This is a genomic window from Rodentibacter sp. (genome assembly GCF_057314195.1).
Genome location: NZ_DBHLAM010000020.1, coordinates 1 through 26,022 on the forward strand (window position 1 = coordinate 1; position 26,022 = coordinate 26,022).

The 26,022-nt window shown below is 42.7% G+C and carries 31 protein-coding genes; 11 read left to right on the top strand and 20 right to left on the bottom strand.

What is annotated here, in order from left to right; genetic code table 11:
- Positions 1-251 precede the first annotated feature (251 nt).
- Entirely contained in the window at positions 252-1,079 is an 828-nt protein-coding gene (locus ACO59Y_RS01865) for a class II glutamine amidotransferase (protein WP_486130137.1), read from the top strand.
- 109 nt (positions 1,080-1,188) lie between these two features.
- Here ACO59Y_RS01865 and ruvX read toward each other — a convergent pair whose 3' ends face one another.
- The 6 genes from ruvX to fadR all read right to left on the bottom strand — a co-directional run bounded on the left by ruvX (position 1,189) and on the right by fadR (position 5,680).
- Positions 1,189-1,608 carry a Holliday junction resolvase RuvX gene (gene ruvX, locus ACO59Y_RS01870; protein WP_486130139.1) on the bottom strand — a complete coding sequence of 140 codons (420 nt, stop codon included), beginning with the start codon at positions 1,606-1,608 and terminating at the stop codon, positions 1,189-1,191.
- Positions 1,608-2,168, bottom strand: a complete 561-nt coding sequence (locus tag ACO59Y_RS01875; RefSeq protein ID WP_486130141.1) for a YqgE/AlgH family protein — start codon at positions 2,166-2,168, stop codon at positions 1,608-1,610. The genes ruvX and ACO59Y_RS01875 overlap by 1 nt, the downstream gene beginning before the upstream one ends.
- Positions 2,165-2,902, bottom strand: a complete 738-nt coding sequence (gene rsmE, locus ACO59Y_RS01880) for a 16S rRNA (uracil(1498)-N(3))-methyltransferase (RefSeq protein WP_486130262.1) — start codon at positions 2,900-2,902, stop codon at positions 2,165-2,167. Before rsmE ends, ACO59Y_RS01875 begins: the two co-directional genes overlap by 4 nt.
- Before the next feature lie 277 nt (positions 2,903-3,179).
- Positions 3,180-3,941: an ABC transporter permease gene (locus tag ACO59Y_RS01885; protein WP_486130143.1), complete on the bottom strand. Its 762-nt coding sequence runs from the start codon at positions 3,939-3,941 to the stop codon at positions 3,180-3,182.
- A gap of 1 nt (position 3,942) precedes the next feature.
- Complete coding sequence (locus ACO59Y_RS01890; RefSeq protein WP_486130145.1) at positions 3,943-4,851, bottom strand: ABC transporter ATP-binding protein; 909 nt, start codon at positions 4,849-4,851, stop codon at positions 3,943-3,945.
- Positions 4,852-4,960: 109 nt separating this feature from the next.
- Positions 4,961-5,680, bottom strand: coding sequence for a fatty acid metabolism transcriptional regulator FadR (gene fadR / locus ACO59Y_RS01895; protein WP_373604350.1), 720 nt, complete (start codon positions 5,678-5,680; stop codon positions 4,961-4,963).
- A 154-nt stretch (positions 5,681-5,834) separates the two neighbouring features.
- Here fadR and nhaB point away from each other — a divergent pair, with 154 nt between their 5' ends.
- Together nhaB and dsbB are read left to right on the top strand one after the other, a co-directional pair.
- On the top strand, positions 5,835-7,376 hold the full coding sequence (nhaB, locus tag ACO59Y_RS01900) for a Na(+)/H(+) antiporter NhaB (protein ID WP_486130147.1): 1,542 nt from the start codon (positions 5,835-5,837) through the stop codon (positions 7,374-7,376).
- 9 nt (positions 7,377-7,385) lie between these two features.
- Complete coding sequence (gene dsbB, locus ACO59Y_RS01905; protein ID WP_486130149.1) at positions 7,386-7,919, top strand: disulfide bond formation protein DsbB; 534 nt, start codon at positions 7,386-7,388, stop codon at positions 7,917-7,919.
- Positions 7,920-8,144: 225 nt separating this feature from the next.
- Here the strand turns inward: dsbB and pgeF are convergent, their stop codons facing one another.
- Positions 8,145-8,882, bottom strand: a complete 738-nt coding sequence (pgeF, locus tag ACO59Y_RS01910) for a peptidoglycan editing factor PgeF (protein WP_486130151.1) — start codon at positions 8,880-8,882, stop codon at positions 8,145-8,147.
- A 1-nt stretch (position 8,883) separates the two neighbouring features.
- Positions 8,884-9,858 carry a 23S rRNA pseudouridine(1911/1915/1917) synthase RluD gene (rluD, locus tag ACO59Y_RS01915; protein ID WP_486130153.1) on the bottom strand — a complete coding sequence of 325 codons (975 nt, stop codon included), beginning with the start codon at positions 9,856-9,858 and terminating at the stop codon, positions 8,884-8,886.
- 109 nt (positions 9,859-9,967) lie between these two features.
- Between rluD and ACO59Y_RS01920 the strand changes: the two genes are divergently transcribed.
- Positions 9,968-10,756, top strand: a complete 789-nt coding sequence (locus tag ACO59Y_RS01920) for an outer membrane protein assembly factor BamD (protein WP_486130155.1) — start codon at positions 9,968-9,970, stop codon at positions 10,754-10,756.
- A 249-nt stretch (positions 10,757-11,005) separates the two neighbouring features.
- Here the strand turns inward: ACO59Y_RS01920 and ruvB are convergent, their stop codons facing one another.
- The 9 genes from ruvB to ACO59Y_RS01965 form a co-directional block, all read right to left on the bottom strand.
- Positions 11,006-12,022 (bottom strand): Holliday junction branch migration DNA helicase RuvB, encoded by a 1,017-nt coding sequence (gene ruvB, locus ACO59Y_RS01925; protein WP_486130157.1) that lies wholly within the window; start codon positions 12,020-12,022, stop codon positions 11,006-11,008.
- Positions 12,023-12,034: 12 nt separating this feature from the next.
- Entirely contained in the window at positions 12,035-12,646 is a 612-nt protein-coding gene (gene ruvA / locus ACO59Y_RS01930) for a Holliday junction branch migration protein RuvA (protein WP_486130159.1), read from the bottom strand.
- Between the two features lie 59 nt (positions 12,647-12,705).
- On the bottom strand, positions 12,706-13,278 hold the full coding sequence (gene ruvC / locus ACO59Y_RS01935; protein WP_486130161.1) for a crossover junction endodeoxyribonuclease RuvC: 573 nt from the start codon (positions 13,276-13,278) through the stop codon (positions 12,706-12,708).
- A gap of 46 nt (positions 13,279-13,324) precedes the next feature.
- A complete protein-coding gene (locus ACO59Y_RS01940) occupies positions 13,325-14,065 on the bottom strand; it encodes a YebC/PmpR family DNA-binding transcriptional regulator (RefSeq protein WP_486130163.1) in 741 nt (246 codons plus the stop codon).
- An 11-nt stretch (positions 14,066-14,076) separates the two neighbouring features.
- Positions 14,077-14,523 (bottom strand): dihydroneopterin triphosphate diphosphatase, encoded by a 447-nt coding sequence (gene nudB, locus ACO59Y_RS01945; RefSeq protein WP_486130165.1) that lies wholly within the window; start codon positions 14,521-14,523, stop codon positions 14,077-14,079.
- 105 nt (positions 14,524-14,628) lie between these two features.
- Positions 14,629-15,897, bottom strand: a complete 1,269-nt coding sequence (locus ACO59Y_RS01950; protein ID WP_486130167.1) for an NRAMP family divalent metal transporter — start codon at positions 15,895-15,897, stop codon at positions 14,629-14,631.
- Positions 15,898-16,354: 457 nt separating this feature from the next.
- Positions 16,355-17,740, bottom strand: a complete 1,386-nt coding sequence (locus ACO59Y_RS01955) for a DASS family sodium-coupled anion symporter (RefSeq protein ID WP_486130168.1) — start codon at positions 17,738-17,740, stop codon at positions 16,355-16,357.
- A gap of 285 nt (positions 17,741-18,025) precedes the next feature.
- Positions 18,026-18,526, bottom strand: a complete 501-nt coding sequence (gene rraA / locus ACO59Y_RS01960) for a ribonuclease E activity regulator RraA (RefSeq protein WP_486130170.1) — start codon at positions 18,524-18,526, stop codon at positions 18,026-18,028.
- Positions 18,527-18,577: 51 nt separating this feature from the next.
- A complete protein-coding gene (locus ACO59Y_RS01965; RefSeq protein ID WP_486130172.1) occupies positions 18,578-19,489 on the bottom strand; it encodes a 1,4-dihydroxy-2-naphthoate polyprenyltransferase in 912 nt (303 codons plus the stop codon).
- Positions 19,490-19,550: 61 nt separating this feature from the next.
- Between ACO59Y_RS01965 and tsaA the strand changes: the two genes are divergently transcribed.
- On the top strand, positions 19,551-20,276 hold the full coding sequence (tsaA, locus tag ACO59Y_RS01970; protein ID WP_486130174.1) for a tRNA (N6-threonylcarbamoyladenosine(37)-N6)-methyltransferase TrmO: 726 nt from the start codon (positions 19,551-19,553) through the stop codon (positions 20,274-20,276).
- Positions 20,277-20,324: 48 nt separating this feature from the next.
- Here tsaA and ACO59Y_RS01975 read toward each other — a convergent pair whose 3' ends face one another.
- Positions 20,325-21,374, bottom strand: a complete 1,050-nt coding sequence (locus tag ACO59Y_RS01975; RefSeq protein ID WP_373603267.1) for an AI-2E family transporter — start codon at positions 21,372-21,374, stop codon at positions 20,325-20,327.
- A gap of 78 nt (positions 21,375-21,452) precedes the next feature.
- Between ACO59Y_RS01975 and arsC the strand changes: the two genes are divergently transcribed.
- The 3 genes from arsC to ACO59Y_RS01990 all read left to right on the top strand — a co-directional run bounded on the left by arsC (position 21,453) and on the right by ACO59Y_RS01990 (position 22,434).
- Positions 21,453-21,803, top strand: a complete 351-nt coding sequence (gene arsC, locus ACO59Y_RS01980) for an arsenate reductase (glutaredoxin) (RefSeq protein ID WP_486130176.1) — start codon at positions 21,453-21,455, stop codon at positions 21,801-21,803.
- Between the two features lie 67 nt (positions 21,804-21,870).
- Positions 21,871-22,116, top strand: coding sequence for an alternative ribosome-rescue factor A (locus ACO59Y_RS01985; RefSeq protein WP_486130178.1), 246 nt, complete (start codon positions 21,871-21,873; stop codon positions 22,114-22,116).
- A 21-nt stretch (positions 22,117-22,137) separates the two neighbouring features.
- Positions 22,138-22,434 carry a DUF5377 family protein gene (locus ACO59Y_RS01990; protein WP_373603264.1) on the top strand — a complete coding sequence of 99 codons (297 nt, stop codon included), beginning with the start codon at positions 22,138-22,140 and terminating at the stop codon, positions 22,432-22,434.
- Between the two features lie 204 nt (positions 22,435-22,638).
- Here the strand turns inward: ACO59Y_RS01990 and bamJ are convergent, their stop codons facing one another.
- Together bamJ and asd are read right to left on the bottom strand one after the other, a co-directional pair.
- Positions 22,639-23,262: a BamJ family beta-barrel-assembly machinery protein gene (bamJ, locus tag ACO59Y_RS01995; protein WP_373603263.1), complete on the bottom strand. Its 624-nt coding sequence runs from the start codon at positions 23,260-23,262 to the stop codon at positions 22,639-22,641.
- A 16-nt stretch (positions 23,263-23,278) separates the two neighbouring features.
- Positions 23,279-24,154 carry an archaetidylserine decarboxylase gene (gene asd / locus ACO59Y_RS02000; protein ID WP_486130181.1) on the bottom strand — a complete coding sequence of 292 codons (876 nt, stop codon included), beginning with the start codon at positions 24,152-24,154 and terminating at the stop codon, positions 23,279-23,281.
- A gap of 196 nt (positions 24,155-24,350) precedes the next feature.
- Here asd and tatA point away from each other — a divergent pair, with 196 nt between their 5' ends.
- The 3 genes from tatA to tatC are packed head-to-tail and all read left to right on the top strand — an operon-like array spanning position 24,351 to position 25,946.
- Entirely contained in the window at positions 24,351-24,587 is a 237-nt protein-coding gene (gene tatA, locus ACO59Y_RS02005) for a twin-arginine translocase TatA/TatE family subunit (RefSeq protein WP_373603262.1), read from the top strand.
- A 3-nt stretch (positions 24,588-24,590) separates the two neighbouring features.
- Positions 24,591-25,157: a Sec-independent protein translocase protein TatB gene (gene tatB, locus ACO59Y_RS02010; RefSeq protein ID WP_486130183.1), complete on the top strand. Its 567-nt coding sequence runs from the start codon at positions 24,591-24,593 to the stop codon at positions 25,155-25,157.
- Positions 25,158-25,166: 9 nt separating this feature from the next.
- Positions 25,167-25,946 carry a twin-arginine translocase subunit TatC gene (tatC, locus tag ACO59Y_RS02015; protein WP_486130185.1) on the top strand — a complete coding sequence of 260 codons (780 nt, stop codon included), beginning with the start codon at positions 25,167-25,169 and terminating at the stop codon, positions 25,944-25,946.
- Positions 25,947-26,022 lie beyond the last annotated feature (76 nt).

Sequence of the window (26,022 nt, forward strand, 5' to 3'; positions counted from 1 at the left end):
CCCGCAGGAGGAGCCAAATTCTAAAAAGCCGCTAAAGAAATTTAGCGGCTTTTTTCCATCTATAATTTACCCAATAATGACGTTATTTAGGGTTAATAATGAAAAGACTCTTTGCTAAATAACGATATGCCATTTTATGTAATATTTTCATCTAAAAAATGTATTGTACTTTTCTTGAAATCCTTCTTGTAATGGTGTTAAATCAACACATCTTATAGGGGTATAAAACGAACTACGTTTAGAAGGATTTTATGTGTCAATTGCTCGGTATGAATTGTAATACGCCGACAGATATCGTGTTTTCTTTTGAAGGCTTTCGTCGCCGTGCTGGTTTAACGGATTGTCATTCCGATGGTTTCGGTATCGCTTTTTTTGAAGGTCGCGGCGTGCGGATTTTTCGCGATAATCGTCCTGCTTCACTTTCACCTATCGCCGATTGTGTAAAACAATATAAAATTAAGTCACTCAACGTAATAGCTCATATTCGCAAAGCAACACAAGGCGCAGTCAATATTGAAAATACTCATCCGTTTATCCGTGAAATTTGGGGAGAAAACTGGGTATTCGCACATAATGGTAACTTAAAAGATTTACCGAATATGTCGGAAAGTTTTTGTCAACCGATCGGTTCAACAGATTCCGAGGCTGCATTTTGTTATATGGCGGAATTCTTAAAAAGCCGTTTTAAGAAAAAACCGACGGAAATGCAAATTTTTCAAGCGATTCAAGAAGTGAGTAAAGAACTTGCCGCTCATGGTACGTTTAATTTCATTTTGTCTAACGGCGAATGGATGATTGCTCACTGTTCTACTAATTTGCACTATCTGGTACGCAAAGCCCCTTTCGGTAAGGCGCACCGCATTGACGACGACGGCGTGATCGATTTCAATGATTATGCTAAGGATGGCGACAAAGTCACTATTATCACCACCTTTCCGCTCACCAAAGACGAACCTTGGACGAAAATGGAAAATGGCGGTTTTGTGTTCTTTAAAGAGGGCGATAAAATCGCAGAAGTGATTGGCGTCGCGAAAGAAATAATTGATGACGGTACCCTTGGCAATCGCAAGGCAGCTTAGTCAAGTGGCCTTTTCTTTTTGGCCAGTAGAAAGGGTCGTTTTAACAAAATTTCAGAACGATCCAAGATTTAAAAAACGGATTGAGTTTTTCTTCCGGCCTTAACTCAATTCAATCAAAACCGTTCTCCTCAAACCAACTCTCCAAAATCAAACACGCGGAAATGCTGTCCACTTTGCCTTTTTTTAATGCGCGAAAACCGCTGCGCTCAAAAATTTCGCTGCGGGCTTGAGTAGTGGTCAAGCGTTCATCTTGAAACGCCACTTTTATGCCGAAACGCCCGTTCAAACGATTGCCAAATTTGCGAGCGCGTAAGGTGAGCTCTTGTTCCGAGCCATCCATATTAAGCGGTAACCCCACAATGACGATCTTTGGTTTCCATTCTTTCAGACATTTTTCAATTTCGTTCCAATTTGGAATACCGTCTTGTGCTTTAAATGCAGGTAAGGCTTGTGCTGTGCAAGTAATATTTTGTCCGACGGCACAACCGATGCTTTTTGTGCCGAAATCGAAAGCCAATGCGGTGCTCATCAGCTATGTCCCACTTGCGCACAGGCAAAATTGTGCGAATTAATGCCGAGTAACTGGCTTGCCGCGAGATAGCGTTCTTCATAAGGCGCGTCGAACAAAATGCTTTCATCGGACGGTACTACTAACCATGTATTATCCATGATTTCTTGTTCCAACTGGCCCGCTCCCCAGCTCGAGCAGCCAAGCGCCACTAAATATTTTTCTGGTGCCTGCAGTGAACCGAACGTATCTACTACATCGGCGGAAGTAGTCAGCGAAAGTTCATCAGTAATTTTGTAACTATGCTGAAAATCGTTGGCGGTTTTCTTATGTACGATAAAACCGCGTTCCATATGCACCGGACCGCCGGCAACCACCATCGCATCATCAAAAGTGCGATCGTTTTTCATCATAAAATTAAGTTTAGAATACAGTTCAGCAATGCTTAAATCCGTCGGTTGATTAATTACGATGCCCATTGATCCTTGCTCATTATGCTCGCAAATAAAAACCACAGTGCGATGAAAATAATCATCTAAATGCGGCATTGCGATAAGAAATTGTCCTTGTAAATCCATCATTCGCCTAAGTCTCCAAAATAAATTTGTAATGCACTGATTGCCGCCAGCGAGGCGGTTTCCGTGCGTAACACACGCTTTCCTAATAATATTTCGACAAACCCCTGCCGTTCTGTTTGTGCAATTTCTTGTGGCGATAAACCACCTTCTGATCCAATTAACAAACGTACGCCTTCGGGCGGAATTTTCGGCAAGGTCTTAATGGAATATTGGGCGCGAGGATGTAAATTCAACTTCAGCGCACCGTCATTTTCTGCGCACCAATCTTGCAATTTCATTATAGGACGTATTTTCGGCACCGCATTGCGACCGCATTGTTCGCAAGCAGCGATAGCGATTTTTTGCCATTGTTGAATTTTTTTATCCATGCGTTCGGTTTCTAACTTCACACCGCAACGTTCTGACCACAATGGTGTAATCACATTTACGCCGAGTTCGACGGATTTCTGAACGGTAAATTCCATCCGATCACCGCGCGAAATCACTTGGCCTAAATGGATCTTCAAGTTTGATTCTTTGTCGACGAATTCACGCCCTAAAATTTCTGCTTTCACAATTTTTTTGCCTGCTTCCGTAATGCGTGCCGGATAAATGTGATTACTGCCGTCAAAAAGCTCGATTTGTTCGCCTTCGCTCATACGCAGTACACGCCCAACATGGTTTGCAGCGTCATCGGAAAGTCGGCATTGGGTTTGATTTTCAAGTGATTCAGGGTGATAAATTCGAGGTATACGCATAATCTGTTTTGTCTTCATTTAAAGTAGGCTAACAAAATCCAAGGGATTTTGACGGCCGATTTGACCAATAATAGCGACATCGTAAGTAATCGCGAAATTATGTAGCAGTTGCACAACGCTAAAATTACCCTTGCAAAATAGCACCGCATTGGAGCTGCTTTCAATGCGGTGCTGTCGTTTGATGTAAACTCATGCTTAATTCAAATGGTTTTGTGCATTGCTACATAATTACGAGTAATCGTGCAGGTGATTACGCTTAATTTTTGATAGTTTTTATTTAGGCGCGTAAGCCGACGCCTTTTTCGATTAAGACGTAAGCGAGCCAATATAAGCCGATCACTAGCGAACTTAAGACGAGAAACGAACAGTAAATCGGCACGTCGCTGATACCTAAAAAGCCGTAACGAAAGCCGCTAATCATATAAACAATTGGGTTAAATTTCGATACTGACTGCCAAAAATCCGGCAATAGCGAAATCGAATAAAACACGCCGCCTAGGTAAGTGAGCGGAGTGAGTACGAAAGTCGGGATAAGCCCCACATCGTCGAAGTTTTTTGCAAAAATTGCGTTAATTAATCCGCCAAGTGAAAAAGTCATTGTGGTGAGAAACAACGTACTAAAGATCATCCACCAAGAATGAACGTTCAATGTAATGAAAAATAGCGTTACCAATGTCACTAAAGTGGCGGACAATACGCCCCGTAAGACGCTGCCGGTGATATAGCCGCAAATGATGTTATGGCTTGAAAGCGGCGATACTAATAATTCCTCATAAGTCTTATTGAATTTACTCAAGAAAAAAGATGATGCGGTGTTGACGTAAGATGCACTGATCGCCGTCATCATCATTAATCCTGGCGCGATAAACCGCATATAGCTTACGCCCTGCATATCGCCGATACGAGCACCGATAAGTTGCCCGAAAATCAAGAAGTAAAGTGTAGTAGTGATCACAGGTGGCACCAGAGTTTGCTTCCAAATGCGAATCACGCGTTTGGATTCTTTCATGGCCAATGTGAGGAATCCGATTAAATTCATATTAATTTGCTATTCTAAGGAAAAGTTCTTCCAGACGATTGGATTTATTTCGCATACTCAACACTTCTATATTTTGTGCGGTGAGTTGCGTGAATAAGTTGGTGAGCCCTTGCGAGCGTTTGACTTCCACTTCAAGCGTGTTTTCATCCAGCCATTGGTACGGGTAATTGTCGATATGAAATTCGGTATTTCGTGCGATATTTTGCAAATCTAGCATAAAAACTTCCGTTTCCAGCTTTGCCAATAATGCTTTCATTGAGGTGTTTTCGATTAATTTCCCCTGTCGAATAATACCGATATTGCGGCAGAGATTTTCCGCTTCCTCAAGATAATGGGTGGTTAAAATGATCGTAGTGCCTTGTGCGTTAAGTTCACGTAAAAAATTCCACAAAGATCGGCGTAATTCGATATCCACGCCGGCGGTCGGTTCGTCTAGAATCAACAACTTAGGGTCATGCATTAATGCGCGGGCGATCATTACTCGGCGTTTCATTCCGCCGGAAAGCTCGCGGATAAGATGGGTACGTTTTTTCCACAAATCGAGTTTTTGTAACCATATTTCTGCACGTTGGTGGGCTTCTTTCAACGGAACGCCGTAAAAACCCGCTTGTTGAGTGAGCACATCAATGACTTTTTCAAATTGGTTGAAGTTAAACTCTTGCGGTACTAAGCCGATTTGTTGTTTTAGTCGGGCTTTTTGCGTGTCTAAATCATAGCCGAACACTTTCACCGAACCGGAGGTTTTGTTCACCAATGAGCTGACAATGCCGATAATGGTCGATTTTCCGGCGCCGTTGTGGCCAAGTAAAGCATAAAAATCCCCTTGTTCAACGGTAAGATCAATGCCTTTTACTGCCTGGATACCGGTACTATAAGTTTTGATGAGATTTTTGATTTCAAGCGCGTGCATAAATGGGTTAATAAGAAAATTAAGGACATATCGTTGATATTCTTTACGATATTTTAATTTCAGGCCACTTAAAACAATATTGATTGCAATCGTATCTTGGGCGATGGAATTAATCGGAAAGATTTTGCGGTAAACGTTCTAGAATCGAATGCCAATAGGTTGCCGAACGCGCATTATGTTTACGAATGCATTCCACCACCGCATTGGCGTTGCCTGTTTGACAAATTTGTTGCATTTCCAGATAGAATTGTCTGGCTAATTCGCGGTGTTTTTGCTCTTTGAAAAATAATAAACCGATACGTTGATAAACCCCTTGCAGGCTATTGAAAATTAAGCGGTAAAAGGGTTTATTGGCGACTACGGTAAATTGACGAAACAGACGATAATCAAATTCGGTGTAATCTTTCGCCGTATTTTTCAGTTCGTTTAAATCATGAAATAACATTGCCGATTGCTGAGGCGAATTTTTTACTGCTTCATAAATATAGGATTCCGACATTTTGCTGCGTAACGACAACATGTTGTCAATAATCAGCGGTGCGGAATTTTGATCGAGCGTAATTAAGGTTTCAATAATACTCGGGCTTGCTGTATCCCAAATATTATTTATTTTTGTCGGTTTACCGTGTTGAATCGTCAACCAACCGTCGCGTGCTAAACGCTGTAATACTTCACGCAAGGTGGTTCGAGTCACTCCGATTTTATCGGCAAGATCACGCTCAGAAGGTAAATGAGTACCTGCCGGAAACACATTATCCCAAATACTTTTAACGATATATTCTTCGGCCAGTGCGGCAGGACTTTGTGCTTTTAAAATGGTACTTTCCATATTATTCATAATAAAAAATAACGAATAAACCGTAGCGAGAAGGTCTAACAAGATCAAAAAAGAGCGATTTATATAGTAAATCTTTATCTTCGGTATTATCCTTTAAAGCTCTCTATATTACAATGAGAGCACAATAAAAAAACAGGAGTAACTTATGACTTACACACAAGCATTTATGAAAAACTTTCTTGGCGCGAGCCCGGATTGGTATAAACTTGCGATCGTGTCTTTTCTGATTATTAACCCTATTATTTTCTTTTTTGTAAGTCCCTTTCTGGCCGGTTGGCTTTTGGTCGCCGAATTCATTTTCACCCTTGCCATGGCATTAAAATGCTATCCGTTACAACCGGGCGGTTTACTTGCAGTTGAAGCCATCGTTATTGATATGACAAGCCCTACGCACGTGAAAGCGGAAATTATGGCGAATTTTGAAGTAATTCTGCTTTTAATGTTTATGGTGGCGGGAATTTTCTTTATGAAGCAACTGTTACTTTTCGTGTTCACCAAATTGCTCGTTAAAATTCGTTCAAAAATTGCGCTTTCTTTGGCATTTTGTTTCAGCGCGGCGTTTTTATCGGCGTTTCTTGACGCATTAACTGTGGTTGCAGTTATTATCAGCGTGGCGATGGGCTTTTACGGCGTGTATCACAAAGTGGCGTCCGGTCACACATTAAAAGATGCGGTAGATATTGCCGATGATAATAAAATCGGTAATAACCATGAAACCCTTGAAAAATTCCGGGCTTTCTTACGCAGCTTAATGATGCATGCCGGTGTGGGCACCGCATTGGGTGGTGTGATGACGATGGTTGGCGAACCGCAAAACTTAATTATCGCCGAGCAAGCTAAATGGAATTTCATCGAGTTCTTTTTCCGTATGGCACCGGTGACGATTCCTGTATTTATTTGTGGTTTGCTGACTTGTTACTTAACCGAAAAATTTAAAATTTTCGGTTATGGCGAAGAATTACCTGAAGACGTTTGGAAAATCCTGGCAGATTTAGACCACGCCAATTCCGCCAAAATGTCTAAACAAGACAAGCTTAAATTAGGCATTCAAATATTAATTGCGGTTTGGTTGATTTTAGGCTTGGCCTTCCACTTAGCCGCCGTCGGCTTAATCGGTTTAAGCGTTATTATTCTGGCCACCGCATTCACTGGCGTAACAGATGAACATACCATCGGTAAAGCTTTCCAGGAATCCTTGCCGTTCACCGCATTACTTGTGGTGTTTTTTACGGTAGTGGCAGTTATTATCGACCAAAAGTTATTTGCGCCGATTATTCATTATGTCTTATCCGCCAGTGAAAGCACACAGCTCGTGTTATTCTATATATTTAACGGTTTGTTATCAGCCATTTCCGATAACGTATTCGTGGCGACGGTTTACATTAACGAAGCCAAAAACGCATTAACCAACGGCGTAATTGCACCGCATCAATTCGAATTGCTTTCCGTTGCCATCAATACCGGTACAAATTTGCCGTCCGTGGCGACTCCAAACGGCCAAGCGGCGTTCTTGTTCTTGCTGACTTCTTCCCTTGCACCGTTAATCCGCCTTTCTTACGGTAGAATGGTTTATATGGCCTTACCTTACACGCTTGTATTATCTTTGGTCGGTTTATTTGCCATCGAATTTATTTTACCGTCGGTTACCGTTTGGTTTGCGAATTTAGGCCTAATTTTGCCGATCTAAGGAGAAAAAATGCTCGCATTATTTAAACAATTTTCAGAAAAACGTTCCGCTTGGTTTTTACTGGCATGTTCAAGTTTAGCGCTAGAATTAACCGCGCTTTATTTCCAATACGGCATGGGCTTGCAACCTTGCGTGCTCTGTGTGTACGAACGTTTAGCCGTAGCCGGTTTATTTATTGCGGGCATTATCGGTATTTTTGCGCCAAGTGCTCTTTTTATGCGCTTAATCGCGTTGCTACTTGCGTTATTTAGCGCAGTAAAAGGGGTGCTTATTAGTGTTCGCCATCTTGATTTACAAATGAATCCGGCGCCATGGAAGCAATGCGAAGTTGTTCCGGACTTTCCGGAAATGATGCCGCTGCACAAATGGCTTCCGAGTATTTTCGGTCCTACAGGCAGTTGTAACGACAGTCAATGGTCGTTGTTTGGTATTAGTATGGTGCAATGGTTGGTATTTATTTTTGCGGTGTATGTGATGGTATTGACGCTGATGTTTATTGCACAGATTAAAAAAAGCCAAAAACAGCGAAGATTATTTCACTAAAATAACAAGAAATTTAGCCAATAATATTTACAAATATGCTGTTTCGTATTGCGTTCGGCGTTATTATCGCAGTGTCAAAACAACACCGCATTGGAAGCAGTGAATTAGCTAAGCGGTAAAATCGACTGTTTCGGCGAATTCTTGAAGAGGACGACCTAGCTAGAAATCGTCCCTTGTTAATTTTCGTCTACATCAACGGCTAAGCCATGTAAATTAATATTGAGTTTACGGCTTAAACCAAATAACGCTCGCCATTCTTCCTGTTTTCCCTTCTCTTCGATAAGAAAAAAACAATTCTTTTTCATTGACGGTGCAGTGATGGCCACCAAAGATTCTGCGGATGCCGAGTTTATTGAGGCGTTGTTCGGCGATTTGGTATAGGTTGCCTAGATATTTGCCTTCTTGTGTCGGGTCAGGCTTGAATGCGGTGCTGGCTGAGAGATCGAACGCCGCAAACTGTTCGACGACATTGCGTTCCACTTGGAATGCGGTCGGTCCTATAGCAGGGCCGAGCCAGGCAATAATATCTTGTGTTGGAGCTCGGAAGCATTTCACCGTTTCTTCCAATATGCCGTCGCATAATCCTCGCCAGCCTGCATGAGCAGCAGCGACTTCGGTGCCTTGTTTATTGGTGAAAAGCACCGGCAGGCAATCGGCGCTCATTACAACGCAAACTTGGTTTGGTTGATTGGTATACGTCGCATCGGCTGCCAAATTGTTGCCGAAATAGGGCAGTTGAATTACACGCGTGCTGTGAGTTTGAGTTAAAAATAGTGGTGTTTGTGGGAGATTGAATTTTTCTACTAGCAAAGCGCGATTGGTTTTTACCGCATTTCCTTCATCGCCTACGTGATCGCCGAGATTGAAACTGTCGAATGGCACCGCACTGACACCGCCTACGCGCGTGGTGGTGAAGGCTTGGATATTGGGTGGCGCCGGCCAATTTGGAAAAACTGCGCGCATATTAATAATCCAATTCGCTTTTGTGTTTGATATAGTCGGTTTTTAATGCGTTCAGCAATTCGACAAAATCCTCCGGCAACGGCGCGTACCATTCCATCATTTCTCCGCTGATGGGGTGCGCTAAACGCAACATTACGGCATGTAGCGCTTGGCGTTTGAAATTGCGCAATACTTCCATAAATTGCTCATCGGCATTTTTCGGCGGGCGCGGGCGTCCACCGTAAGTTTGGTCGCCTAATAAGGGATGGGCAATATGCGCCATATGTACACGAATTTGATGGGTTCGACCGGTTTCTAAACGTAGGCGTAAACGTGTGTAGTTGCGGTAATTTTCCATAATGCGATAGTGAGTGATCGCTGGTTTACCCATCGGATGTACCGCCATCAGTGTACGTTTGGTAGGATGGCGCGCCATCGGTTGCTCTACTGTGCCGCCTTTCGTCATAATGCCGGATGCCACAGCTTCGTATTCGCGGGTGATTTTGCGTTTTTGCAGTTCGCGCACTAATTTTGTTTGTGCCGGAATAGTTTTCGCTACCACCATTAAACCGGTGGTGTCCTTGTCTAAGCGATGCACGATGCCTGCACGTGGAACTTCCGCGATTGGCGGATAATGATAGAGCAAGGCATTTAGTACGGTGCCGGTTGGGTTGCCGGCGCCTGGATGTACCACCAGATCTTTCGGTTTATTAATGACTAAAATATCGTCGTCTTCGTAAACGATATTGAGCGGAATATTTTCAGGTGCAAAACGCGTTTCATCTTCTACTTCTACAGTGATTTCGATTTGTTCCTCGCCGAGGACTTTTTCGCGCGGTAGATTAGCAACGCGCCCATTTATTTTCACAAGTTCCGCTTCAATCCAGGTTTTTAGACGCGAACGGGAATATTCGGGGAACAACTCGGCGAGAGTTTGGTCTAATCGTTGCCCTATTTGTCCGGGCTGAACTTCAGCAGAAAGGGTAATTTGCGGCATAAAATCTATCTCAATAACTTGAAAAAGTTGGCTTATTTTCCAATGTTCTATAAAATGGCGGCCAATTGTATCTTATTTATTAGTTTTCGTAAAAATTAAGGAAAAAACAATGCGTAAAATAAAATCTTTGGTGGTGTTTGCGATGGCTGTGTTTATTGTCGGATGTTCAAGCGCCAATAAAAGTGTGGAAGATTCTTCGGTGGAGGAACTTTATAACAAAGGCGCAAACGCATTGCAAGAAGGAGGATATTCGGAAGCGATTCGTTATTTGAATGCGGCTACGGAGCGTTTCCCTGGCAGTACTTATCAAGAGCAAGCGATGCTAGACTTAATTTATGCGAATTATAAATCGCAAGATTACACGGCGGTATTAGTGACTGTCGATAAATTTTTAAATCAATTTCCGCAAAGTCCAAACCGTGATTATGCGGTATATATGGCGGGTTTAACGAATTCGGCGACAGCGGATAATCCGATTCAAGATTTCTTCGGTATCGATCGCGCAACCCGTGAGACTAGCTCGCTGAAGACCGCATTCGCGAATTTCCAAAGTCTTGTACGAGCCTTCCCAAATAGTCCGTATTCGCAAGACGCGCTAGCGCGTATGGCTTATATCAAAGATTCTTTAGCACGTCATGAATTAGATATTGCAAAGTTTTATGCCAAACGTAATGCAGACGTTGCTGTGGCAAACCGCGTAGTAGGAATGCTGCAACAATATCCCGATGCGCAAGCCACTTATGAAGGTTTATTCTTAATGCGTGACGCTTACCAAAAAATGGGTTTAGAAACGCTTGCAAAGCAAACTCAACAAATTATTGACGCGAACAAAGACAAACAGTTCGGTAACGTTAAGAAACCGACAGAACCGGAACTTGTCGTACCGACAGCGAAATAAAAGCAGAAAGAACCCCGATGTATATCGGGGTTTTTCTTTAACAGCAAATATCTTGTACCACGAATTGTAATTCGTGGCGTGCAAATAATTTTTGTTTGTGGTGTTTTAGACGTCTTAAACGCAAATTGCGTGATGATGAAATATCGCGTGATTTCATTTTCTTTAAAAAAGTTTTACGTTTTAACATTTTTACCTACTATTTGAACCCTGTTCTTATCAAGGATAATGAAACAATAACTGATTAAGCGATTACTCGGAATTTTCGGTAAGTTTTTGCAAACCGAAATGACGGTAAGTTTGCGAAGTTGCAATGCGTCCTCTCGGTGTACGCTGTAAAAAACCTTGTTGGATGAGATAAGGCTCCAACACATCTTCAATAGTATCGCGTTCTTCACCGATTGCCGCTGCAAGATTATCCAGCCCTACCGGTCCGCCATCAAAGCGTTCAAGCAGCGCGGTCAGTAATTTTCGGTCTAAATAATCAAACCCTGCATCATCCACATCTAGCATCAAAAGCGCTTGTTTGGATAGAGCATATGAAATAATTCCATTATTTTTTACATCCGCATAATCACGGACGCGACGCAGTAAGCGATTAGCAATGCGCGGTGTACCGCGAGAACGACGCGCAATTTCAAATGCCGCTTGAGGTTCTAATTGCAGATTTAAACAGGCTGCACTTCTCGCCACAATAGAGGTTAAATCTTCTTCGGAGTAAAATTCTAAGCGCTGTACGATACCGAAACGATCACGTAGCGGTGAGGTTAACGAGCCGGCTCGTGTCGTTGCACCGACAAGAGTGAACGGTGGCAAATCTAATTTAATGGAGCGTGCGGCCGGCCCTTCGCCGATCATAATATCCAGCTGATAATCCTCCATCGCCGGATAAAGCACTTCTTCAATTGCCGGCGAAAGGCGGTGAATTTCATCAATAAACAATACATCGTGTGGCTCAAGATTAGTTAACATCGCCGCCAAATCGCCCGCTTTTTCCAATACAGGCCCGGATGTGGTGCGAATATTTACGCCCATTTCATTAGCAACAATATTCGCCAACGTCGTTTTCCCTAATCCCGGCGGGCCGAAAATTAACAAATGATCCAACGCGTCTTGACGCAATTTTGCTGCTTTAATGAAAATCTCCATTTGTTCGCACACCTGTGGCTGCCCTACATAATCTGCCAATAATTTCGGGCGAATAGCGCGATCAATTACGTCTTCATCAAGCTTCGCTTGACCGCTAATAATTCTGTCTACTTCAATCATTAAGCTACCCTATTACAAAGCCGTTTTTAAGGCTTCGCGAATTAATTGCTCACGGCTTAATTCCGGTTTCGTCACACATTTTACCATTTTTTCCGCCTCCGTCGGTTTATAACCGAGCGCGATTAATGCGGCTACTGCTTCTTCGGCTGCGCTTTCCGAATGCGGTGCTGTCAGCGATGTTGAAATATGGCTGTTTTCCACGAAGAAATCGTTTTGTATCAAGCCTTTAAATTTGCCTTTTAATTCTACTAATAAGCGTTCTGCCGTTTTCTTGCCTACTCCGGGAATTTTAATTAATTTCGACAATTCTTCGTGTTCAATCGCATAAGTGAATTGTTCCACCGACATGGCAGACAAAATTGCTAACGCCAGTTTTGGTCCAACGCCGTTGGTTTTGATCAGTTCGCGGAATAAAGTGCGGTCGGTTTTTTGCGCAAACCCAAACAGCAAATGGGCATCTTCACGCACTACAAGATGAGTAAATAAAGTGGTTTCTTGCCCAGTTTCAGGCAGATTATAGAAACTCGTCATTGGCAATAGTAGCTCATAGCCCACGCCTTGTACGTCGAGTAAAATTTCAGGAGGGAGTTTTTCTAACAGAATGCCTTTTAAACGGCCAATCATAATCGATCCATAAGCAAAAATTTTTGCATAGAATAAAATAAAACTGGACGAACATCCAGTTAAATTTTTAAACGGAAGCGACCTCGACTGTATCGAGTTTGCAAAAGTGTAGCCGATTTTTCCTGTGTTTTATGTTGACTTGCCGCACCGGCAACGTGAAAAGAATGTTGTATGGAATGGGCGTGGGTAATGGCGATTGCCAAGGCATCGGCTGCGTCGACTTGCGGCTTGTCGGAGAGTTTAAGAATGCGGGTGACCATTTCCTGTACCTGAACTTTATCTGCTGAACCGATACCGACTACAGTTTGCTTCACCAAGCGCGCCGCATATTCGAACACCGGTAAATCATGATTCACCGCCGCGACTATCGCCGTACCACGCGCTTGTCCCAACTTTAATGCTGAGTCGGCATTTTTTGCCATGAAAACCTGCTCAATGGCAAACATATTCGGTTGAAATTGCGTAATAATTTCTGTTACGCCTGCATAAATTCGTTTTAAGCGGGTCGGCAAATCTTCTACTTGGGTGCGAATTGTGCCACTACCAAGATATTCCAACTGCCGTCTATTCTGCTGAATCACACCATAACCGGTCACACGGGAACCGGGGTCAATGCCTAAAATAATGTTCATGGTTTTAAATAAAAATGGGTAGCTTTCCTACCCATTTATTAGATAATTACAGTTGTGCAGCGACTTCATCGCTAATTTCACCGTTGTGATAGACATTTTGCACGTCATCACAGTCTTCCAACATATCAATTAAACGAAGCAGTTTCGGTGCGGTTTCAAGATCAAGATCCACAGTAGTTGACGGAATCATCGTTACTTCCGCTTCTTGCACTTTAAATCCCGCAGCTTCAATGCCATCGCGTACGGAACCTAATTCTTCCCACGCGGTATAAATTTCAAAAGAGCCATCATCTTGCGGTTGAACATCATCTGCTCCGGCTTCAATTGCAGCTTCCATTAGCGCGTTTTCATCCGCCTGGTTTACTAAAATCAACCCTTTTTTGCTGAATAAATAACCGACAGAACCTTCTGTTCCTAAGTTACCGCCACATTTAGTGAAACTCGGGCGTACTTGGGAAATAGTACGGTTGGCATTATCGCTTAAGCATTCCACCATTACTGCCGTGCCGCCTGGGCCGTAACCTTCATAGATTTTGGTTTCCATATTGGTGTCATCGCCGCCGCCCACACCGCGCTCAATAGCACGATTGATCGTATCGCGGGTCATATTGTTGCTTAAGGCTTTATCCACCGCCGCACGTAAACGTGGGTTAGAACCGACATCGCCGCCACCAATTTTTGCTGCGGTCACTAATTCGCGAATTAATTTAGTAAAAATTTTGCCGCGTTGCGCATCTTGCGCTGCTTTGCGGTGTTTAATATTTGCCCACTTACTATGGCCTGCCATATTGTTTCCTTCTATTTTGTTAAATCGAGTAAATATTTTCTTATCGCTTCTGCGTTATTTGGGGATTTCGTGATTTTAATTGCTTGTGTTGGCGAAACCCATTGAAAAGCGAGATGTTCGGTTAACTCAGGAATAAATTCCTGTTCTACCGGCAACAGAAACCAATGCTCTCGGCAATGGGTCACATTCGGTGCGTATTTATAGCGGAAATGCGGAAAAATTTCAAATTCTACGCTTTTATTACAATCAAAAAGTTCGGTCGAATTTTCCGAAATTTTTAACCGCACTTCTTCCCAAACTTCACGCATTGCAGTTTCTTTTGGTGTCTCACCGGGTTCAAGGGAACCGGTGACCGATTGCCAAAAATCGGTATCATCACGGCGTTGAAGCATCAAAACTCTACCGCTATTTTGAGCATAAATAACGACCAGTACAGATTGATTATTTTTATATTTCACCCAGATACCTACTTTATTTAGGAAATTTTTCGCTAATAAAATGCTATAAAAAACAACCGCACTTTGAAAATGGATCTCAAAGTGCGGTCGATTTAGGTGACGTTTTTAGCTTAACCAACCTGCTTGTTGCGCAATAAATAAGGCAGCAAATGCGGTTAAATAGAATAAGCCAATAAAGGATAACCACAATAATCCGCCTTTCACGCTGTGTTTGGCTTTTATAGTTAAGGATAAATTTAACCAAGCGAAAACTGGTGCGGAAACAAAGGAAGCGATCATCGCGAATTTTAACATCGGGCCAACGGCGTTATTAAAGTAGAAAATAATTGCCAAACCGGATAATGCCGCCAAAACCATCGCGATATTTAAGGTTCTCACCGAACTCTCGTGTTTGCCGAGCAATAAACGCAAGGATTCAACGTTGGTACGGGAATAGCCGTCGATAACGGTAATTGTGGTGCCAAACATACACATAAATGCAATCACGGCAATCAGTAAGCGTGCCCATTCACCAATCGTGCTGGCATACATATTGATAAGTTGTGCAATATATTTACCGCCCACCATTTCCACGGTTTCAGGTGAACCAAATTGTACCAAAGCACCAAGCGCTAAGAACACAACTGCTAAAATAGCCGTGCCGATGTACCCTACGTTAAAGTCAAACAATCCGTCCTGATAGGAAACTTTGGTCAAGCGACGTTTTGCCACCACCCACATGGAGTTAATGGCAGAAATTTCAATTGGTGCCGGCATCCAACCCATTAATGCTACCAAAAATGCTAAATTTGCTAATTCCCATGGCGAAGGCGCAACAAAATCTGCTGGTGCGACACCTTGCATGCCGTTACGCATGAGGGCAACCACCACGGCGCTGACTGTTGTAATGGTTAAGGCGATCATGATGATTTTAGATAAGCTGTCCAGCAGGCGATATTTGCCTAACAATAAAATTCCGGTAGTTACAAGAATCACCAATGAACTCAATACTGGCATAGGCAATGGAATCGGAGTGATGAAGGTTAAAATTGCTGCGGTTAATAAACCGACCGCCGCTGTGTTAATTACGGTTGCAAAAATGTTCAGAATCAGAAATAACCACAAATAGAATTTACCTTTTTGGCGATACCCTTCCAGCAAGGTATTACCGGTATCAAGGGTGTATTGCACGCCAAAACGGAAGAAAGGATATTTAAATAAATTGGCAAGAATAACAATGCTCACCAACTCCCAACCGTAAATCGCGCCCGCTTGGGTGGAAGCGATAATATGTGAGCCGCCGACGGCAGCGGATGCCATCACAATTCCCGGCCCTAAGGCGGCAAATTTACTTGCCCAGGTGGATTTTTCTACTGGATTTGAAACTTCACTCATAAAATTTTCTCTTATAAATTAACTAGGAAACAGAGGCTGCTATTTATAATAGAATTTTATTCTTGAGTAAAGGAGGTAAGATTCCTTTCTCTGAGGAACTATAAAGATAAAAAACTAATAATTTATTATTTTTAGAATATAATTTTAAAACTTCGCTGAGTAATAAGTAAACGTGCCAAGAAAATGATAGGTTTTAGTAAATAAAATTTTTTAGACTGAAAAAATTACGGTGTAAAATTTTAGCGCAGAACATTATTTTCTCATTTTCTTTCGTAGTAAATTAAATGAGTACGGTTTGTTCTTCCTATTTTCTTGCACCATTTTGCTTTTATTGAATAGGACAATATTTCCCCATAAAAAATCTGCATCCAATAAGTTGATTGTGATTTCAACTTATTGGATGCAGATAAAGTACATATTTTTATGGGATTTTATTAAAATTCTTTTAGAAAAAGAATTAATTTAACCAGAAGAAGTAGCCTACTGTGGCAATAACGAGCACGCAGACAATATTTAATACGAAGCCAGCACGAACCATTTCTTTTTGTTCCACACAGCCTGTTCCGAATACAATGGCATTTGGCGGAGTTGCTACAGGTAACATGAAGGCACAGGAAGCGCCTAAACCGATAATTAGGGCTAAACCGATTTCTGGAATGCCTAAAGATTGCGCAATAGAAATAAAGATTGGTACCAATAATGCAGCACTCGCTGTGTTGGACGTAAATTCGGTTAAGAAAATGATAAAGGTTGCTACTAATAAACCGATTAAGTAGTAATGCTGGTCTTGCACTAAGAAAACGATGCCGTCAGCAAGAATTTTGCTAGCGCCGGAATCTTTTAACACCGCACTTAACGTTAAACCGCCGCCGAATAACATTAATACACCCCAATCAGTATTCTCTTGAATTTGTTTCCAGTTAGCGACACCGGTTGAGCAGATAATAATTGCGGCAAGTAATGCGACTACGCTATCAAAGCTGGCTATATTTTTTTGTAATCCCAATAAACCGGAAATTAAGGGATTAATTTGTCCACTGAAAATCCAACAAAGTGCAATAAAACCAAAAATTACAAGGGTTAGAATACGTTGTTGATTCATTTCGATTTTTTCAAAAGATTGTTCAAACTTCATATTTAATTTAGGTTTGAACACAATCCAAAGTGTGCCGATCATTAATGGCATCAAAATGATCATAATAGGTAGTCCGTACCATAACCAATCGGAGAATGTAAGGTGCAAATTACTTGCTACAATAGCATTTGGCGGGCTACCAACGAGTGTTCCCATACCGCCGATACTCGCACTATAGGCAATCCCCAATAATACGAAGACGTAAGTATTATGTTCTTTTTCGCGATCCATTCGGCTTAAAATTCCCATTGCGAGTGGCAACATCATGGCTGCGGTGGCAGTATTACTCATCCACATGGAAAGGAAAGCGGTAATTAGGAAAAGATAAATTACGGCGATCAAAAGATTACCTTGAGCCAAAGTCATAATTTTGTTGGCAATCATTTTATCGAGTTTTTGCATATGTAATGCGGTTGCTAAAGCAAAACCGCCGAAGAATAAGAAAATAGTCGGATCGGAAAACGTAGCTAAAGCTTGTTTAGTGGTGACGAGATTAAGTGCAATTGCCAATAATGGCACAAGTAATGCGGTGATAGTAACGTGTAGGGCTTCACTTAACCAAAGTACGGCGATAAAACCGAGCAGAGCCAAACCGGCGTTTTCTTTAGGCGCGAAAGGTAAAAACTTCAATAAAAAGAAAAACAGCACGATATCTGCGATGAATATAATGCTATTTTTATGGTTTTTGCGTGAAGATAATTCGTTCATAAGTTCCTCCACATTAGCTACTCAGATGAACGAAATTTATGTTAAAGGAATGTTATTGACTTGCAACGGGCAAAATTCAAAAGTGTGATCAAGCGCAAAAAATTTCGGTACTACATAGTAAATGCACAAAACCATCCGAGTAAAGTAGGGTTAGCCTCCTAAAACAGCACCGCATTGAAATTCGTTCCAATGCGGTGCTGTTTTAGGATCTCATTTTAGCTTTGTGTAATTGCTACCTAATTTTGATAAAAGGCGCAGTTGTTTTTAATCGCACTTTTGAATTGCTTACTCTTTATCAAAATTTTCTAAATCCAGAGGTTCTTGGGAAAGAATAATGCCGGTGAGATCCGCATAAATATAGTCTTCCGGGAAAAATGTCACGCCGCCGAAATTAACCGGAATATCGCTTTCGCCGATATTTTTTTCATCAGCGCTCACTGGAATCGGCGCAAGAGCGTGAATACCGAGATTAATATTTTCAAGCTGTTGAATTTGGCGTACCGCACCGTAAACAATAATACCTTCCCAGCCGTTATCCGCCGCAAGTTGCGCTAATTCCGCATCTATCAAACCACGGCGAACCGCACCGCCGCCGTCGACCACAAGCACGCGCCCCTTGCCGTTTTCTTCCAATACTTCAGCGATTAAGCCATTATTTTCAAAGCATTTAATGGTGGTGACTTTGCCGTAAAACGCGCTTACGCCGCCGAAACTTGAAAAAATAGGCTCCACCACATCTACTTGATCCGCATAAAGATCACAAAGTTCTGAAGTATCGATAAACATAAATTTTCCCCAGTTTGTTCAGAAATTTAACTCAGATTAGTATAAGCCGATTTAGCCGATAAGCAAGCCTAAACTAAATAACATATTGATTAATAACGAAATCATCGACATTTGTGCAAGCATCGGACGCAATGCGTTTGGCGTTTTGCTGCGGTATACAAAAATCGCGTGTTTGGCGAGTAACGGTAATGCAAGCACAAATAAATAATTCATCCATGAAGTGGTCGTGGTCAGCGTAAAAATTAAATAACATAAAGCTGCAACCGTTAATAAAATACAATGATACACACGCCCTTTGTGCGAACCTAAACGTACCGCTAACGTGTTTTTACCGGCTTGGGCGTCTTGTTCGATATCTCGTAAGTTGTTGATATTTAGCACCGCACTGGCGAGTAATCCGGAGCCGATAGCGGGCAGAATAATGTGGCCGTCAATACTGTGGGTTTGTAGATAATAAGTGCCGCCCACGCCGAGTAAGCCGAAAAACATGAGAACGGAAATATCGCCCAGCCCCATATAACCGTAAGGTTTTGCGCCGACGGTATAAGTAATGGCAGCGATAATGGCTAAAATACCCAATCCGGCAAAGGCCAATAAATCCGAAAGATTTTCATAGGCGATGCTGATTAAAAAGCTGCCGGAAAGAAAGCTGGCAATGACCATAAAAATCAATCCCCATTTCAGCTCTTGCGCGGAAATGGCGCCTTTTTGAATGCCGCGTAACGGTCCAATGCGGTCCTCTGTGTCGCTACCTTTTTGGTGATCGCCGTAGTCGTTGGCAAAGTTAGAAAGCACTTGTAATAAAATCGTAGTAAGTAAACAAAACGCCATGACCGGGCTGTTAAATCCTTGCGGATTAGCCCAATAGCCCAATGCCGAGCCGGTAAAAATCGAGGCTAAGGCTAACGGCAAGGTTTTCGGACGAGCAGTTTCCCACCACATTTTCAATTTTTCATTTGTCATTTTTTTTGACCGTACTTTTGATTACAATAAGTCGCGTATTTTACACTGAAACGCCCCGTTTATGAATGATTTAACCTTATCGCCTATCGGCTTTATCCACACGCCTTACAAAGAAAAATTTTCTGTACCGCGCCAACCTAACTTAGTGCAAGATGGCGTCGGTATTGTCGAATTATTGCCGCCTTATAATTCGCCTGAAGCCGTGCGCGGTTTGGAACAATTTAGTCATCTTTGGTTGATTTTCCATTTTGATCACATTCAACCAGGAAAATGGCAAGCGACGGTGCGTCCGCCGCGTTTAGGCGGCAATCAACGAGTCGGTGTGTTCGCCTCGCGTGCCACTCATCGCCCTAATCCGCTCGGCTTGTCAAAGGTGGAATTACGGCAAGTAGAATGCATCAATGGCAAAGTGTTTTTGCATTTGGGTGCTGTGGATTTGGTAGATGGCACGCCGATTTTTGATATTAAACCGTACATTGCCTACGCCGACAGCGAACCTGCTGCGCAGTCCGGTTTCGCACAAGAAAAACCGGCGGCAAAATTGAACGTCAGTTTTACTGAACCCGCCTTCAATGCGGTGCTGAAATGCGAAGTCAAACGACCGCACTTAGCCCGTTTTATTCGCCAAGTCATTGAGCAAGATCCGCGTCCAGCCTATCAACAAGGCAAACCGAGCGAGCGGATTTACGGCATCAGTTTATATGAATTTAACGTTAAATGGCGGATTAAAGCTGGCACCGTGGATATGGTGGAAGTGTTGGAAATTGAAAAATATAAGGCAAGATGAGCTTGCCTTTGGTATGAAAAAACGGCCGTTTTCAACAGGCTTTTTTAATTAATCCTGTGGCAATGCATTTACCACTGCTTTCACTAAAGTTGCTAACGGAATAGCGAAAAATACTCCCCAGAACCCCCATAACCCGCCGAAGATAAGAACCGAAATGATGATAATCAACGGATGTAAATTGACTGCTTCGGAGAACAAGTAAGGCACCAGAAGGTTGCCGTCTAACAATTGACTGATGGCAAAGGCGATAATGATGTACCAAAATGTCGGACTAATGCCGAACTGGAACAGCGCTACCAAGGCGACAGGTATCGTCACCAGCACCGCACCGATGTATGGCACCAATACAGAGAGCCCTACGGCAAAGGCTAATAAAAGTGGGTAATTCAAGCCGAAAATAAGGAAAATTAAGTAGGTGACGAGCGTCACGATCAAAATTTCCAATAGTTTACCGTGAATATAATTGGAAATTTGTTGTTGCATTTCCGTCCACACTTTAAAGGCAAGATTGCGGTTGCGCGGCAGAAAACGGCTTACGCCTTGTAAAAGCTCGCGTTTGTCTTTGAGCATAAAGAACATCATCAATGGTACAAGAAACGCGTAAATGCCCAATGAAACCAAGTTCATAATGGAGGCAAGGGACAGTTTCACGGCCGATTCGCCGAAGCCCAAAATTTTTGCACGGGCGGCGTTGAAAAAGGCATCGATCATCGAATAATCAATCAGTTCGGGATAATGTTCAGGCAAGTCAAGTAACCATTCGTTGAGTTTGTTAAACATTGCCGGCAGATCGCTAAGCAAGGAAACGGTTTGGTTCCATAACATCGGTACTAAAACCAGGAAAAAAACCGTCGCTACGCCGATAAAACTACCAAATACTATGATCGTGGCGAGTAGGCGTGGCAGTTTAATTTTGCTATCTAAAAAATGAATCGGTATTTCTAGCAAATAGGCTAACACGATGGCGATCAGTAAAGGTGCGATAAGATCGCCGAAAAAATAAATGGCGATAAAACCGAACAGCAAAATCGCCAGTAATCCCATTGCTTGCGGATCGCCTAATCGGCGCACATACCAGCTTCTTAACATATCTAACATAATCAAATCCTAAATGAGCGTTTTGCGTCATTATAAGTTAAAATCTGGCCCGGTTATAGCTAACAAAAGGGAAATTCTATGTCCGTTATTATTTATCATAATCCGCGCTGTTCAAAAAGTCGTGAAACCTTGGCGTTGTTAGAAATGCGAGGCGTTCGGCCAACGATCGAACTTTATTTGCAAAAACATTATTCCGTAGCCGAATTACAAGATTTGGCTAAAAAGTTGGGCATTACCGAGGTGCGTCAAATGATGCGCGTAAAAGACGATTTATATCAATCGTTGAATTTATCTGATCCTACACTTAGCAATGCGGATTTGTTAAATGCGATCAGCGAAAATTCCGCCTTATTGGAACGGCCGATTGTGGTGAATGGCGACAAAGCTAAAATCGGTCGACCGCCGGAATCCGTGCTGACGATTTTGTAATTTTAACGTTTACGCGTATAATACGCCCGCCGTGAAAATCCCTTCACGGCTTTTTTGAGGAAAAAGAATGACTAAAAAAACAAAAAGCGCGGTTGAAAAGCAGTATGTCTATCAGCACACGCGCGGTGTGGTGAAGGATAATGCAATTATGGCACTGCTGTACGATAAATTATTCCGTCAACGTGTGGAGACAAAACGTAAAGGTAAAGGCAGTTACCAACGAAAAGCAAAACATATGGGGAAATTTTTTGAAAAGCCCGATTATAAATTTTTTGATTACAGAAACTTTATAATCGGGTTTTTCTTAAAGTAAAAAAGCGGTAAGAGGTAGAAAATGTCAAACAGAACTGAGATTTTATTTAACACCACGTGGAACGTACGCATTAGCGATCCGGGCGAAGAGGGGGCGCGTAGCCATTTTTTTGAAACCGTTTATTTAACGCTCACCGCGTATTTCGAAGAAAAAGGCATTCGTTACGAATTTGTGCGTCGCATAGAAAATGAGGTGAAAATTCAACGTTCGTTTACTGAATTAAACGAATTATTCAAATTTTTAGGCGATTATTTAGATGCCGTTTCTCTTGGTATGTTAGGCGTGAAAATCGGTAATCTAGGCGTGCAAGCTGAATAAGTTTTATTCAAAAAACAAGTGCGGTGAAAAGCAATAAGATTTTTGGAAATTATGTTGTTGCGCAAAGCCGAAATGACCTCATAAAACAGCACCGCATTGGAGGCGACTTCAATGCGGTGCTGTTTGTGACTTCTACTTCGCTCAGATAGTTTAGTGCGTTTGCTACATCCGAGGTTTTTAAGTGTGCTTTTTTAATTTGGAAAATTACAGAATGTCTAATAATTCGACTTCAAATACCAACGGCGAAAACGGTGGAATTGAAGCGCCGGCGCCACGTTCGCCGTAAGCGAGCTCGTGCGGGATGGTGAGTTTCCATTTAGAGCCTACCGACATCATTTGTAAGGCTTCCACCCAACCGCGAATTACGCCGGTTACCGGAAATTCCGCCGGCTGGCCGCGCGCTACGGAACTATCGAAGGTGGTGCCATCCGGCAAGGTGCCGACGTAGTGTACGCGAACCGTATCCGTTGCCGCTGGTTTGGCGCCGTTGCCCTCAGTGATGATTTCGTATTGTAAACCGCTGTCAGTTACTTTTACGCCATCTTTTTTGGCATTTTCAGCTAAGAAAGCTTTACCTGCTTCTTCAATTGCTTTGAATTGCGCTTGTTGCGCTTCCGCCGCTTGTTGTTGAAGTTGTTGTACGGAAAGCATTAACTCGTTGATTTCTAATGCCGGTTGATTGTGTTTTAAGGCGTCGGAAATGCCTTTCGCCACCGCTTCGACGGAAATATCCATTTGGCTGTCGAGTAGTTGTTGACCGATTTGTAAACCGATACCGTAACTGCCTTTTTCAGACAGACTTTCTAATTTCACCTGTTCAAAATTCATAATGTTTTCCTTTTTGTTAAGAATTCGTTTTATAGGCCAAAATTTCGCCTACGCGCACTGGTTCGCCTACGCTCAAATGATCTGCCAACCGTACCTGGTTTGCTTGGAATAAATTAATCACTGTGGAACCGAGTTGGAACCAGCCCATTTCTTGACCTTTCGTTAATTTGATCGCATTTTCACCTTCATAGCTCCAAGTTTTCACTTCGTTATGACGTGGCGGATTAATCACGCCCGCCCAAACGGTGCCGATGCTTGCGGTAATGGTGGCGCCGACTAGGATTTGCACCATGGTGCCAAATTCGGTATCAAATACGCAGATCACGCGCTCGTTACGCGCAAAGAGATTCGGTATGTGCTGTGCTAAAAACGGATTGACAGAGAATAAATCACCCGGCACGTAAATCATTTTGCGCAATGTGCCGTCGCACGGCATATGTACGCGATGATAATCGCGCGGCGAAAGATAAGTGGTGATAAATTCGCCGTTTTTAAACGTTTCCGTTAATTCTTTATCTTCCGCCAATAAATCTTCCAAGCGGAAAAAATGGCCTTTGGCTTGCAATAAACGATTGTCCTCAATAGCACCGCATTGACTGACGCGACCGTCGGCAGGTAGGCTCAATGCGGTGCTATTTTGGTTGATTGGACGGGCACTTTGTTTCAACGGGCGAATAAAAAATTCGTTGAAGCTGGCGTAATCGCTGAATTGTTCTTTTTGCGCAATGCTCATATCAATATTGTATTTTTTCGCAAAGACTTTAATTGCAACATGCGTCACAGCGCCCCACCGTTGTTTAGCGAACCAGCCGGCAAGGCGAGTTAAATAAAGCTGCGGCATCGCATATTGAAACGCAACTTTCAGGCGTTGCCAGTAAGAAATGACGTTCATATTTGTTTTCCTCATAAAAAATGAGGCGTGATTATAGCAATTTTTGCCGTTCTTCCAACTCTTAAATTTCCGGATAGAAATCATCGCGGTTTTTGTTTAAGTGCGGAAAATAATCGCCTCTTGGTATTGTTCAACGAAGCCAAAAAGAGTATATTCAGCGCCAAATTTTTCCATTTTTTATAGAACGGAGTTTATTATGTTTGGTTTATCCCCGGCGCAAATGATTATTTTATTAGTGGTGATTTTATTGGTTTTCGGTACAAAAAAATTGAGAAATGCCGGTTCTGATTTGGGCGCTGCAGTAAAAGGCTTCAAAAAAGCAATGAAAGACGACGAATCTCAAGTTAAAGATGCGGAATTTAAGTCCATTAACGATGGCGCCGCGAATACCGCCAAAACCGAGACCACCGCTAAAGAGAAAGAACAGGCTTAATCCGTGTTTGATATTGGTTTTTCCGAACTGGTTTTATTAATGCTGGTGGGCTTGGTCGTGCTGGGGCCGAAACGTTTGCCGATAGCCATTCGCACCGTAATGGGCTGGGTGAAAACCATTCGTGGTTTAGCGGCAAATGTGCAAAACGAACTAAAACAAGAATTGAAACTGCAAGAATTGCAGGACAGCATTAAAAAAGCGGAAGCGTTAAATTTGCAGACCCTTTCACCTGAATTGAACAAAACCGTGGAAGAGTTAAAAGCACAAGCAGACAAAATGCGTGCGGAATTGGAAGCAAAGGCAGCCGAAGCCGGTACCACGGTAGAAGAACAGATTAAAGAAATTAAAAGCACGGCCGAAAATGCCGCTAGTTCTGCGAATTTGACGGAATGTGAAAGCATGCAAACGCAACCAAAATCGGTTGAAAAAGGTTCGGAAGCTTCAGATCTCACCGCATTGGAAGCCCATGAACAGGCAGAACTCACCGAGCGTTTGTCCGATTATTATCCGCCGGATGAAACAGAAGTAGCGCTGGCGCCTAAGCCGCAATCAAAAGAATCCCAATCATAGCGAGTGTTTATGAGTACCGTGGATGAATCCCAACCTCTTATTAGCCACCTTGTCGAGTTAAGAAATCGTCTGTTACGCTGCGTGATTTGCGTACTGTTGGTGTTTGTCGCCTTGGTGTATTTTTCTAACGATATTTATCATTTTGTTGCCGCGCCGCTGATGACGGTAATGCCGAAAGGCGCGACCATGATCGCAACCAATATTCAAACGCCGTTTTTCACACCGATTAAACTCACGGCTATCGTAGCGGTGTTTATTTCCGTGCCTTATTTACTTTATCAAATTTGGGGGTTTGTGGCGCCGGCATTATATCAGCACGAAAAACGCATGATTTATCCGTTGCTGTTTTCCAGTACGATTCTGTTTTATTGCGGCGTCGCCTTCGCTTATTACGTAGTGTTTCCGTTCGTGTTCGGTTTTTTTACTCAAACCGCACCGGAAGGCGTGGCGATCGCGACGGATATCAGTAGTTATTTAGATTTTGCCTTGGCCTTATTTCTTGCTTTCGGCGTCTGTTTTGAAGTGCCAATTGCTATTATTTTGCTTTGTTGGACGGGCGTCACAACGGTGAAATCCCTTTCCGAAAAACGTCCTTACATTATTGTTGCCGCATTTTTTATCGGGATGATTTTGACTCCACCTGACATTTTTTCACAAACCTTACTCGCCGTACCAATGTGCTTGTTATTTGAGCTAGGTTTGCTTGTCGCGCGATTTTATCAACCTAAAGAAGATGAAGCAGAAGTGCCGGCGGGCGAATCTTCTGAAGGCGACGACAAGTCGGAATAGTAAACAATCAACCGATTGGGGCGCCGCCCCTTTCTCATTATCGGTTCAAGCGCATTTCAATACGGTGCTGTTTCGC